A 13,995-nucleotide genomic window follows, 5' to 3' on the forward strand; every position below is an offset into this window, starting at 1 on the left:
GGATGCAAGCAAAAGTTCAAACATCTAATGAAGTGAAGATAGAAAAGGGTACTTCTAAATGGCAAGCCTTTTTAAAATCTGAGTTTTTTCATAATTATAAGCGGTCAAAAACGGCTATAGTTGGTTCTATTATTACTTTTGCAATTCTTTGTATTGCACTATTTGGACCCTTGTTTACTGTACAAAATCCTTATGATATGGCAAGTATTGATTTGATGAATGCTTATAAACCCCCTGCATGGAGTGAAGGAGGAGAATTAAAATTTTTTCTAGGGACGGATCAGCAAGGAAGAGATATTTTAAGTGCCATTGTATATGGTAGTAGGGTGTCCCTTTTGATTGGTCTTTTAGGTGCTTTATGTGCCAGTGTGGTTGGGATTACATTGGGACTCATATCAGGATATTTTGGTAAAAAAGTAGATGCACTCATTATGCGTTTAGCCGATATACAGCTTTCTTTTCCTACCATGCTCATTGCCATATTCTTAATGTCCTTTTTTGGAAGAGGGGTTGGGAATATTTTGTTTGCTCTGACCTTAGTAGGATGGGTAAGATATGCAAGGACTGTAAGAGGAGAAACATTGATTGTTAAAAAGAAAGAATATGTGGAGGCAACAAAGGTCATAGGACTTCCTAAAGGAAGTATTATTTTTAAGCATGTACTTCCAAATGTATTTACTTCTATCATTGTATTATCAACCATTCAAGTAGGTTCTTTTATCCTTACAGAGGCAACTTTAAGCTTTTTAGGATTAGGCGTGCCCATTACAAGACCTTCTTTAGGAATGCTTTGTAACAATGGATTTGATGTATTTTATAGTGGACTATGGTGGGTATCTATTTTTCCAGGTTTATATATTATGCTCATTGTGTTTGGCATCAATTTACTAGGTGATTTTCTAAGAGATGAATTGAATCCTAAATTGAAATAAAGGGGGTGGAAGGTGTGAGTAAAAAGTTACTAGACGTTACAAATTTAAGAACTTATTTTCATACATTCAAAGGAACGGTAAAAGCTGTAGATCATGTTAGTTTATATATAGATGAAGGGGAAATTTTAGGGGTTGTTGGTGAGTCTGGAGGAGGAAAATCTGTTACGGGTTTTTCTGTCATAAGGCTTATAGATGACCCAGGAAAAATTGAGAGTGGAGAAATTATTTTTAATGGGGAAGACTTGATGAAAAAATCGGAAAGAGAGATGAATCGAATAAGAGGAAAGGAAATATCTATGGTATTTCAAGACCCTATGACTTCTCTAAATCCTGTTTACACCATTGAAGAGCAAATGGATGAAGTATTATTACTCCATGAAAATTTAACCAAACAAGAAAGAAAAAATAGATGTATAGAACTTTTAAAAAGTGTTGGTATATCTAATCCAGAGAGTAGACTAAAAAATTTTCCCCATCAATTTAGTGGTGGTATGAGACAAAGAGTGGTCATTGCCATCGCTCTTTTAGCAAATCCGAAACTGATCATTGCAGATGAACCTACAACTGCTTTAGATGTGACCATACAAGCACAAATTTTAAAGCTTATGAAAAATCTTGTGAAGGAAAAGGGATGTTCATTGATGCTGATTACCCATGACTTAGCTGTTGTATCAGAAATGGCAGATCGAATCAATGTCATGTATTGTGGAAAAGTCATTGAAAGTGGCTATACAGAGGATATTATCAATCATTTTTCACATCCTTATACAGAGGGGTTGCTTCAGTCTATACCCCATATGGATCAAAGTAAAAAGGAACTTGAAACCATACAAGGAATCGTCCCTAATATGTTCGACTTACCTAAGGGATGTTATTTCTCTCCAAGATGTAAATATTGCCAAGAAATTTGCAAAGAGCAATCACCAGAGCTTTTAAAGATTTCTGAAAAACATTATGTTGCATGCCACTTTCCATTAAGAAAGGAGGCAAAATAAATGGAGAAAATTTTAGAGGTCACAAACTTAGAACAAAGATTTGATTTAAATAAAGGAATTTTAGATAAGATAAAATTTAAAAATGGCAGATTCATAAAGGAAGAACGTATTGTTCATGCCGTAAATGGTGTAAGTTTTGATATTAAAAAAGGTGAGGTTTTTAGTTTAGTAGGAGAATCAGGATGTGGCAAATCAACTACTGCTAGAACGATTATTAAGCTCATTGAGCCAAAGGGAGGAAAGATTACCTTTAAAGGTCATGATATTACCCATCTTTCGGAAGCAGAAATGCTACCCCTTAGAAAGAAAATGCAAATGATCTTTCAAGACCCTTATGCTTCTTTAAATCCTAGGCAAAAGGTAATAGATATTATTACAGAGCCTATGCTTTTTCATAAGATTGTCAGTACTCAAAACGAAGGGAAAGAAAAGGCACTAAAGCTTCTCCAAAAGGTGGGAATAAGATCTGAGCAGGCAAGCAGATATCCTCATCAATTTAGTGGAGGACAAAGGCAAAGAATAGGCATAGCTAGAGCTTTGGCAGTGGAGCCAGAGTTTATCATAGCAGATGAGCCTGTATCTGCTTTAGATGTATCTATCCAAGCTCAGATCCTCAATCTACTGATGGAGCTTAAAGAAGAATACGGTTTTTCCTATTTGTTTATTGCCCATGATTTATCAGTTGTACATCATATTAGCAATCGACTAGGGGTTATGTATTTAGGATGTATCGTTGAGACGGGAAGCAGGGAGCAAATCTATTCAAATCCACAGCATCCATATACAAAAGCTTTATTCTCAGCAGTTCCAAAGATCAATCAAAAAAGTTTAGATAGCTTTTTAGAGTTAAAAGGAGAAATACCAAGTCCGATTCATTTGCCAAAGGGGTGTTATTTTCATGAGAGATGTCCCCTTGCAAAAGAAATTTGTAAAAGGGAAATCCCTCAATTAAAAGAGCTAGAATCAGGTCATCAAGCAGCGTGTCATATGTTATCTTTTAGAAAATGATACAATTTAAAACTTGCGAGATGAGCATATGCGAAAAGCATAATGCGAATTTTTGTAAGGATCAAAAGGGGGAGATTGGTGATGGAAAAGAAGATGATTGGGGAAAAGATTGATGGGGTAAAAGATGAGTTGTTGGATTTAACAGAAAAAATCCATGCTCATCCTGAGGTTGCCTTTGAGGAATATAAAGCTTCAGGATGGATGATTGATTTATTAAGAACCCATGGATTTTTAGTAGATGAGAAAATTGGGGGATTGGATACAGCCTTTAGAGCTAGATTTAAAGGGAAAAAAGATGGACCGAAAATAGCTTTCATAGCAGAATATGATGCTCTTCCTAAGATTGGTCACGGATGTGGCCACAATATTATTGCAACTTGTTCCGTAGGTGCTGCCATAGGACTTAGTAAATGTATGAAAGATTTAGCAGGAGAAGTAATATTAATGGGTACCCCTGCTGAAGAAGGGGGTGGCGGAAAAATAATTCTTTTAGAAAATAATGAGTTTAATGATGTTGATTATGCCTTGATGATTCATCCTACTTCATCTAGATCAATCATTGGTAGAGGTGGATTGGCTGCTACAAGAGTAACGGTTGAATTTAGAGGACGCGCTGCTCATTCCTCTTCCCCTGAAAGAGGAATCAATGCACTCAGTGCAGTGATTCAAACATTTAATGGGATTGATGCATTAAGACCAACCTTTGATATGAAGTCAAATATCAATGGAATTATTACAAAGGGTGGAGATGCAGCAAATATTATTCCTGAATATGCAAGGAGTGATTTTAGTGTAAGAGCAAGGACTTTAAGGGAGCTTGAAAAATTAGTACAAAAAATAAAGCAAGTTGTAAAAGCTAGTGAAATCCTTACAGGAGCAAAGGCTACAGTGGGCATAGAAAGAATGTATGCAGAAAGATATCCCAATATGGCTATTGCAGAAACTTTTAAGGAGAATATGAAGGTTTTAGGGGAAGAAATGGGTTATCCTGATCCCAATGAAAAGGTAGGATCATCAGATATTGGCAATGTAACGTTAAAAATTCCTGCCATTCATTCCTACTTAAAAATTGCAGAAGATACCATGAATGCCCATTCCATAGAATTTGCCCATGCAGCCATTTCAGAAAGAGCAAAAGAAGTAGCTATAAAAGGAGCTAAGGGGCTTGCTATGACTGGATATGACATTTTAACAAATGAAGGATTAAGAGAAAAAATTAAAAAGGAATTTGAAGAAAAGGTTCCAAAAGTTTATTAAAAATATATTGAATTTCAAAAGGGAGTGTCAATCATGTTATCAATCATCAATGGAAAAATCCTGACTATGGATCAAAGAGTAATAGAGAAAGGGTATATCATCATAAAAAACGGTAAAATCAAAGACATAGGAGTAGGAGAAGGAAAAAATATTCCTGAAAATGGGGAGGTTATCGATGCACAAGGAAAAATCGTCCTACCAGGATTCATCGATGCCCATACCCACATAGGTCTTGTAGAAAGTAGTATAGGATTTGAAGGAGCGGATCACAATGAAAAAACAAATCCTATCAATCCACAGCTTCGAGCCATTGATTCAATTAATCCTTCAGATATAGCATTTAAAGAAGCTATAGAAGGGGGAATCACTTGTACGGCAGCCGGGCCAGGAAGTTCAAATGTACTAGGAGGACAATTTAGTGCCATTAAAACCTATGGCAATAGAATCGATGATATGATTTTAAAAGAAAATATTGGGATGAAATGTGCTTTTGGAGAAAATCCAAAAAGAAATTATAATGAAAAGGGAAAAATGCCTATGACACGAATGGGGATTGCCTCTTTACTTCGGGAAGCTCTTTTTAAAGCAAAAGATTACAAAAAAAGAATAGATGAGGCTGGGGAAGATTACTTAAAAAGACCTGCCTTTGATATGAAGCTTGAAAGCTTAATTCCTGTAATCAACAAGGAAATCCCATTAAAAGTACATGCCCATAGAGCAGATGATATGTTTACGGCTATTCGAATTGCAAAAGAATTTGATGTAAATATGACACTAGATCATTGTACAGAAGGACACTTAATTGCCGAGGAAATAAAAAAAGAAGGTCTTCATGCAATTGTAGGACCCTCCTTAACCCATAGAAGCAAGTTTGAACTTTCAAATAGAACCTTTGAAACGCCAAAAATTTTATCAGAAGCAGGGATCAAAATTGCATTGATGACAGATCATCCTGTGATTCCCCTTCAGTATTTATCCTTATGTGCAGCTTTAGCCGTTAAGGCTGGAATGGATGAAGAAGAAGCACTAAAGGCCATTACCATTTATCCTGCTGAAATTTTAGGTATTGATGCATCTGTAGGAAGCTTAAAAGTTGGGAAAGATGCAGATGTTGTTATTTGGGAGAAACATCCATTTATTACCCAGGCGAAGGTAGAATATACGATTATTAATGGTAAGGTTGTATATAAGAGATCCAATTAGAGATTGATCTCATTCAATATAGTATTTTTATTGTAATTTACATAAATGGTAAAGATGTTTAAAAAAATAATTAAAATAGATAATATTGATAAAAGAAGATAGAATACTTCTAAATGGAGGAAATATCTTCTTTTTATTGTACAAAACCATTAGTTCCTATAGAAAGAAAATTGACAATTCTAGCAGAATCTTGTATAAGTGAAGTGGATAAAAAATTTAAATCAATTTAGTGGAGGGACCAAAATGGCTACATGGAAGAAAAAATTAGCATTTTACTTTGTGATCATCTCATTGATCATGTATTTTATTCATTATACGATTTTTAAAGACTTTTATTTTATTTCAAAGTATGTGATGGCTCAGCTTGGATTTTTGCCTATATCTACATTGATCGTTGGGATCGTTATTAATCAGTTCATGGCCAATAGACAGAAAAAAGAAATGCTTGAAAAATTAAATAAACTTATCAGTGTATTTTTCAACGAAGTAGGGCAAAAACTTGTTTTTGTTATGAAGGAATTTCAAGTGGATCATCAATCTTTTTATGAAAATTTTAAGGACATTGAGCATTGGGAAGATAGAGATTTTCATAACATGAAAAGAAAACTCTTAGATTATGAGTATACTATTGATATAAATCTTGGGGACCTTCAAAAATTAAAAGAACTGCTTCAGCAAGAAAGGCAATTTATGATCGATTTACTTGAAAATCAAAATCTTCTTGAACATGATAAATTTACAGATCTTATATGGGCAATACTTCATATTAATAATGAATTTATGGTACAGGATAGATTAGACACACTTACAAAAGAGGATATGGAACATATTACTGGGGATATCCTTCGGGCTTATAAACTTTTGGTCCTTGAATGGATGGATCATATGAAACATATAAAAGACAATTATCCGTATCTGTTCTCCTTAGCATTGAGAACAATGGCCTTAAGAGAACAAAGAAAAATAAAAAAAAGTAAAGAATGAGAGGATAATTATTTCGGTCAATAAAATAAAACATCAGCATATAATAGTATAAATTTTAAAATACGAGGTGATGTTTATGGCGATTGATCCTTCTAATTTTCTTTTAAATACATCCCCAAATCCATCGAGTGCTGTTATTGGTATGAATGCCACTCTTAATCTATTATTTTCAAACACAAGTGCTACAGAAAGAGGATATAACTTAACTACTGAAGTTACCCTTCCAGATGGAGTATCATTTGTGGGTAGTTCTGTTGTTCCTACATCCATCGTCAACAATCCATCAGGAACCATTACAATTCAATGGATCAATATTAAAGATTTAGCGCCAAACGAAATAGACTATAATATTGAACTTACGCTAAAAGCGGATGAAAATTTCAGATCTACAGGGTTAGCTGTACCTTTTGATATACCCATCTCTAGTATTGATGTAAGGGCAACCGTGGATACCTTACCTCGAGGAAATGATGATCCAGGAAATATAAAAATAACAAAAGATGTATCTGAAAACTTTATTCCATTAAGATATGATTTATTAAAATCTGCCCCTGGTAAGATGCCAAAAGGTGCGGGTTTTATTTCTCCTATCTTATCTCCTAGATGGCCTTATCCGTATACGTTAACCGTTATGAATAACAGCAGAGAACCATCTGTTGTAACATTAGTAGATAATCTTCCTAATGGTGTTCGCTATTTAGGAGGATTAAGTGTTACGGGCCCTGATGCAGGATCTTTATCTTCTCCAACAATTATTACCCCTAGTGGTCCTGGTAGTCAGGATTTTGTAACTTTAGATTGGGGAAGTGTTACACTATCTTCTAATGCTGTAAATATTATTACCTTTAATGCTGCTATTTGGGATAATTATACAGTAAATGGTATTGAGAATAGTGGTGTAAGAATTCCTCATAGAACGCCTCTTGAAAATATTGCTACGCTTAATGGTTTGTCAGGTCCAGTTGAAGGTCATGTTAAGACAAATGCCATGGATGCTACGATCAACAAAAGTATCAATAAAAGTATTACAGATGTAGGTGAAATTAATACGTATACCCTAACTTATCGAATAAATCAATATGATGATGTAGGATCTTTTGTCATTACAGATATCATTGGTGATGGGCAAAGGTATAATATTGGATCAGCATCCATTGTACCTAATTCTGTTACAGTTAATCTGGATGGAACAACCATACTGATTTGGAATTTAGGGATTAGAACAACGGGAACAACTGGAACAATCACATTTAGAACGACAGTAAATCCAAATTATTCAACTACCAATCCAGTAGCAGCAGGAGATACCCTTTTAAATGATGTGGATATTGATGGAACCAATCAAACAACATCAACACCTACACCAGATAGATCTAGTGCAAGTACATCCATCAAAAAGCCAAATATCAAAAAGGAAATATTAAACTATTACTATAAGGATGGAACATTAAAAGCCATTAATGTAGCAGCACCAAAAGATCTAGTTGAATTTAGAATAACATATAGTTCAAATGGGATTCAAGCATCTCAACGAAACATTGAAATCGATGAATATGCACCATCCAATATGGGACCATTAAGTGCTAGTTTACCAGTTGTTTATAGCAGTACTTTTCCAGGTACATTTAGTCCATTTACGGTTACACCAAACGGACTAAGATGGAGCTTAGGAACAATCCCTGGTAATAGTACATGGATTGCTACATTTAAAGTACCTGTAAAGGACATTGAATTTGTTGGTTCTAGAAATAATCTTGCAAAATTAGCAGGTGAAAATACATTAGGCTTTGCATACAGCGATAGAGATCAAGTAGCAGTAAATTTTGGAAAACCCAATATTAAATTTAGAAAAACGGTCAATGGGCCTAATAAAAATGCCATAAAAATAGGAGAAACATACACCTATTCAATTACTGTTTCTAATCCTCAGAATGCAAGAGGAACAGTGGTTGACGCCTTTGAAATGGATTTGACAGATGTAATCCCAAATGATTTAATCTACAATGGAAATTATAGTGTTACAGGTACAGGTTCTTATACTACACCTGTATTTTCAGGGCAGAATGTATCTATGACCATAAAGAAACTTGCACCAGATGAAAGTATTACTTTAAATTTTCAAGTAACTGTAGATAGTACAATCGCTAGTGGTGAAACTTTTAGAAATAATGCAGTCCTTCAAAGACCTTATTCACAACCAGATAGATCTTATCAGTATAAAGGATCATCTTTTAAAGCTAGAGCCACTTTAAAAGCTGAAGGAATTAAACTAACAAAACTTATCAGTCCGACTTTTGCAAAAATTGGTGATGTGGTAAGTTATATTATTCAAGCAACGGTGCCATTAGGTACAAAAGCTTATGATATAGAACTAATAGATAAATTTCCAAATGCTACTCAACTCTTTATAGTTGGAAGTGCCACTGTAGATGGTTCTTTTGTTACGCCTAGTGTAGCTTCGGGTGTTATTACTTTTCCTGAAATTGATGTTGTGGATGCTACAACGAAGGAAGTAATGATTACTTATGCATTTAATGTAAGAATTACAGGTGGAACCCATGTACCTCCTTATATTGAGAATCAAATCAATAGAGCTACTATAAAATGGGATTTTGAAGAAGGAAAACCTGCTGTACCTGTGATTACTACTGCAACACTTCAGGTAAGAACTCCTCATCTTAGAGGGTTAAAACAGCAACGAAATGCTACAACGGGTGGGAATTTTAGAACCCAAAGATTAAATTATGAGGTTGGAGATGTTATTGAATACCTTATTTCTATAACAAATGATGGCGCTGAAAGAGCTTTTGATTCTGTTATTGTAGATGTATTAGATCCACTACTGTCTTTTAATACAGGTTCTATTTCAACTACAAATGGTTCAGCCAATGAATCTGGAGGAACCATTATATGGAGTATACCTGTTCTTGAAGTTGGTGAAACTGCTACCCTTAAATTTGCTGTAACAACTTTAGCAGGCATTGCAGCAGGTGGAAATATATTGGACACGGCTTCCTATAAGTATAATACAAATAACAATGGCTTTGGAATAGAATTTGGCCCCGATACCACAAATACGGTACGACTTAGATCTCCTTTTGTCAAAATAGTAAAAGGATCTTCTCTATTAGAAGGAGAAATTGGTGATGACATTCTCTATAGTATTACGCTCACTGTGCCAAATGGAACAATAGCCTATACCCCAAGAGTACAAGATACACTACCAACAGGGCAAGTGTATATTGGACCATCTATAAGACAGGAAGTACCAAATCCGCCTGTAACAGTTACTCCAAGCTCTTTAAGTCCCATTACCTTTGATAGTGTTACTATTGATGCAACATCTGGAGAAAAAATCATCATATATCGCTTTGTAGCAAGGATCATAGATGCTACACACAATCCGCCATTTACAGAAATTCAGACAAATGAGTCTCAAGTAAAATGGGCCATACAACCAGGAGGAGCTTTAGTAAGAACAAGAGAATCTAATATTGATATCACGGCAAAAACACCAAATGCAACGGTACGGAAAGAACAAAAAAAAGCTTTAGATCCAAATTATACGATAGACAATATTTCTGCCTTGCCAGATGATGAAATTCATTACCGATTAACCATCCATTCAAATGGTGCAACAACGGCGTATAATGTAAAAGTAAAAGATGTATTGAATGATTTTTTAGACTATGACAGCATGATTGTAGGACCTTCTCCTAGCATATCTGGAAATACATTAGAATGGAATATAGGAAATATTCATAAGGTCGATACTTTTATACTAGAATTTGCAGTAAAAGTAAAGTCTGGAATAGGTGCAGGAGCACAAATTCCTGATGAAGTAAAAGTATTTTATGATTCAAGCCATGTAAATCCTAAAACTTATCATACAAATTCTAATAAAGTAATCATTGATATTCCTCCTGTGCAGTTTGAAAAAATTGCTGATAAAGTTCTTGCAGCCATGGGGGATGAAATAACCTACACCTTAAGAGTCATTGTTCCAAATGGTGTGAATGCTTATAATGTGGTAATACAAGATGAAATACCATTTTGTCAAGAATATAAACCTTTAAGCTGGATGCCTGGAACGCCTGTTGTATCTCCATCTTTAAGAGCGATCACATACAATGAACCTATTTCTCCATTAACGGGTATAAATGAATATACTTTTAAAACCATTGTAATGTGCAATAGAGTAGAAGTTCAAAGAAATAAAGCCCAACTTTTCTGGAATATTACACCATCAGGTCCTCAAGCGCCACCAATTTCTAAGTTTGCAGAGGTTACTGTGAAAAATCCTAATGTAGTTGTAACAAAAGAACAAAGTAAAAACCCGACAGGACCATTTACAAAAGATTTGCTAAAAGGTGTAGAAGCAGATGATTCAATCTATTATAAAATAACCCTCGAAAATAAAGGGCAAACACCAGCTTATAATATTATAACCACAGATGTACTTGATCCTAATTTAATCTACAGGGGTCCTATTGGAAGCTATGATGGTACAATTAGCCCCGATCCTCCAACAGGAAGTCCTGATGGTACAATAACATGGAGCGTGCCTAGTTTAGGACCTAATTCTTCTACAACTTTGATTTTTCAAGTAGATATTGTATCAGGATTTGTGGCGGGCACAAATGTAATCAACCAGGCTTCTACAAAATTTGATACATCCATTACAAATCCAGTTACATTAGGGCCTGTTTTATCTAATCAAGTAGGTTTTGAATTTATATTTCCTACGATTCTTAAAACTGTAGATGATGACAGTAGATTCTTAGGAGATACGGTAACCTATATGGTAGAAATAGATATTTTAGCTGGAAGTATTGCTTATGATGCGCAAGTTACAGATATTCTACCACCTGGTCAAAGCTATATACCAAATACTTTAAGAAAAGATGGATTGGAAATAACACCGTATTCTACTTCTCCATTTATACTTGAAGCACCTCAAACTTTAGGAGAAGGGAAGATTATTTATACTTTCCAGGCTAAAATTGATTATATGCTATTAATGCCTCAAGATAAGCAGAACAACGAAGCTGTTCTCACATGGAAAACAGATCCACTACAGCCTCCGAAATCTATTAACAGTACGGCATCTGTATATGTAACAGATAGTAATATAAACATATCAAAAGCTCAGAGGAATTTTACAACCCATGGAGCAGTACCTTTTACTAAAGAGCCTATACAAGTTGCTGCTTTAGATATTATTCACTACGAACTAACAGTAGAAAACTTGAGTGCTACAAATACAATCTATAATGTGAATGCAAAAGATATTTTAGATGATGGATTTAAGTTTATAGGTCAAGTGGAGCCATTTCCGCCAGGGGTTATTACTCATACAGGAGAGCCTAGCAATGGAGAAATTACATGGCGCATCGAATCTATTCCATCTTCACAAAAGTATAGTGCAATCATTGCAGTAAAAGTACTGCCAGGGGCTGGGGCACAAAGCAGTATTTTAAATAAAGCATCTGCAACCTTTTCAGCAGTTAAAGGAGTTCCGATTATCACATATGGACCGAAAGTCTCTAATACAGTAGAAGCAAAATTACCATCTTTAGAAATAGAAAAGAGTGTTTCAAAGGATGTATTAGAAATTGGAGAAATCATAACCTATACACTAGATGTAATCGTACCAAAGGGTACAACGGCTTATAATGTTGTTGTAAAAGATACACTACCGCCACAACAAAGCTATGTGGGAGAAGCCACAAGAAATGGCGTAGCTGTATTTCCAAGTGTTGATGGTCAGGAGATCACTTTTGATACAGAAGATCGTATTGATACATCTATTACCTATACTTTTAAAGCAAGAGTTGTTAAAGGAAATTTATCTCCTCCATACACACAAATACAAACAAATCATGTCCATGTGAATTGGAATATGGATCCATTGGGTACACCTGCAACACCCGGATCAGCTTCGAAAGAGGTAACCGTAAAGAGTTCATTTTTCTTCATAGGAAAAGAGCAAAGAAATGTTACAAAAGAAACAACCTTTGATACAAAGGAATTATCTGTTGAGGTGGGAGATTTATTAGAATTTAGACTTGTAGCACACAACTTTGGAGAAGCTTCTGCTTATGATGTTGTCATAACAGATGTATTAAGTAAGTTTGATAAATATATAAAAGTAGTATCGGTTTCATTAGGGAATGTTGAATTTAATCAAACGAATAATACAGTTATTTGGACGATAGATGATTTACCCCCTCAAGCAGTTGAATTTATGATCTTTCAAATAGAAATATTAGGTGGAATCCCGGCAGGTGGAACAGATTCCAATATTGCTACAGCCCTTTATAATACCAATAAGACGACACCAATTACTTTTGGACCTATTAAAAGCAACCAAGTAGTCCATATATATCCAAACGTTAGGGTTAAAAAGACATCTGATTTTACTTATACAGTTGTTGGAGATACCATCACGTATACAGTTAATTTTACACTTCCTAAAGGGACGATTGTGTATAACGGCCAGTTTATAGACACCTTGCCAATAGGGCAGACATATGATAATGATGCAACGTTAAATGGGAACCCCATTGAACCAGTAGAAATTGAGGGGCAACGAATTACCTTCCCGGTTGTTCCATATGCTGAGGCTAAAGATGGAGATTTAGATTTTACCTATGAATTTGAAGCTAAAATCACATCTGCCAATATAGTTTCTACCACATTTACAGAGATCCAAACAAATGAAGCATTAGGAAAATGGTTTTTAACTCCTACAATCCCTGCACAACCAGTGAATGCTTTAAAGGATATTTATGTAACAGATAGTAAGATTGAAATAAAAAAACTTCAAAGGAACACATCAATAGAGAGTGATTTTACTAGTGAACCCATTCGAGCCTCTAAAAACAATATTGTTGAATATAGTTTAACTATAAAAAATACTGGACCTCGCAGCGTTTATAATATCATTATTCAAGATAACTTAGCCTTATCATTAAGCTTTATAAAGGCAATTTCTGTATCAGAGGGTAATTTGGTTCACTCAGGAGAACCTTATGATGGTGTAGTCCTATGGACTTTACCTTCTCTAAAATCAGGAGATTCAGCAACAGCCATATTTTCTACTAAAATATTAAACACAGAAAGAAATACGATTAACTATGCAACAGGAAGTTTTAACATAACACCTACGAATCCAAATAAGTTTTTGACCAATCCATCCAATATTACAATCATAAAACCTAATAATTGTACTGCTGTTTTTACCATTGGCATTCATAGCCGTATTTATACAGAAAAAATTGTAGATTTGGTTATTCCTACACATGGATATTGTCCTCCTAAAAATAAGGATCAATGATAAACTCTAAACTCCTTACGTAAGGAATTACAAGGGAGTGTATATAATAAGATTTTTAAAGGTGTTATGTGGGTGAAGAAGAGCTTAGACAAGAAAGACTATGTGTTAAGGAAAGAAGATAGAGTACTTCGTTATGGAGGAAATATCTTTTTTTATTTTTTAACCAATAGTTAAGGATTAAGGATCACAAAACTTAGATTGAGTTACAAGATTGAAAGACAGGAGTTTCTAATATATTACATAAGTAGATATAGATATTTAGAGGGAAAAGTTATAT

At 34.7% G+C, this 13,995-nt stretch carries 7 protein-coding genes; all 7 read left to right on the top strand.

Annotated features, from left to right (window positions below):
* Positions 1 to 2 precede the first annotated feature (2 nt).
* The 7 genes from K7H06_RS02515 (at position 3) to K7H06_RS02545 (ending at position 13,718) form a co-directional block, all read left to right on the top strand.
* Complete coding sequence (locus K7H06_RS02515) at positions 3 to 932, top strand: ABC transporter permease (RefSeq protein ID WP_223038413.1); 930 nt, start codon at positions 3 to 5, stop codon at positions 930 to 932.
* 14 nt (positions 933 to 946) lie between these two features.
* Positions 947 to 1,927 carry an ABC transporter ATP-binding protein gene (locus K7H06_RS02520; protein ID WP_223038414.1) on the top strand — a complete coding sequence of 327 codons (981 nt, stop codon included), beginning with the start codon at positions 947 to 949 and terminating at the stop codon, positions 1,925 to 1,927.
* Positions 1,928 to 2,935, top strand: a complete 1,008-nt coding sequence (locus K7H06_RS02525; RefSeq protein ID WP_223038415.1) for an ABC transporter ATP-binding protein — start codon at positions 1,928 to 1,930, stop codon at positions 2,933 to 2,935.
* Positions 2,936 to 3,016: 81 nt separating this feature from the next.
* Complete coding sequence (locus K7H06_RS02530) at positions 3,017 to 4,192, top strand: M20 family metallopeptidase (RefSeq protein WP_223038416.1); 1,176 nt, start codon at positions 3,017 to 3,019, stop codon at positions 4,190 to 4,192.
* Positions 4,193 to 4,225: 33 nt separating this feature from the next.
* Positions 4,226 to 5,395, top strand: a complete 1,170-nt coding sequence (locus K7H06_RS02535) for an amidohydrolase (protein ID WP_223038417.1) — start codon at positions 4,226 to 4,228, stop codon at positions 5,393 to 5,395.
* A gap of 243 nt (positions 5,396 to 5,638) precedes the next feature.
* Entirely contained in the window at positions 5,639 to 6,379 is a 741-nt protein-coding gene (locus tag K7H06_RS02540; protein WP_223038418.1) for a hypothetical protein, read from the top strand.
* Positions 6,380 to 6,455: 76 nt separating this feature from the next.
* Positions 6,456 to 13,718 carry an isopeptide-forming domain-containing fimbrial protein gene (locus K7H06_RS02545; protein WP_223038419.1) on the top strand — a complete coding sequence of 2,421 codons (7,263 nt, stop codon included), beginning with the start codon at positions 6,456 to 6,458 and terminating at the stop codon, positions 13,716 to 13,718.
* Positions 13,719 to 13,995: the final 277 nt, after the last annotated feature.

This window comes from Crassaminicella profunda (assembly GCF_019884785.1).
GTDB classification, from domain to species: Bacteria; Bacillota; Clostridia; order Peptostreptococcales; family Thermotaleaceae; genus Crassaminicella; species Crassaminicella profunda.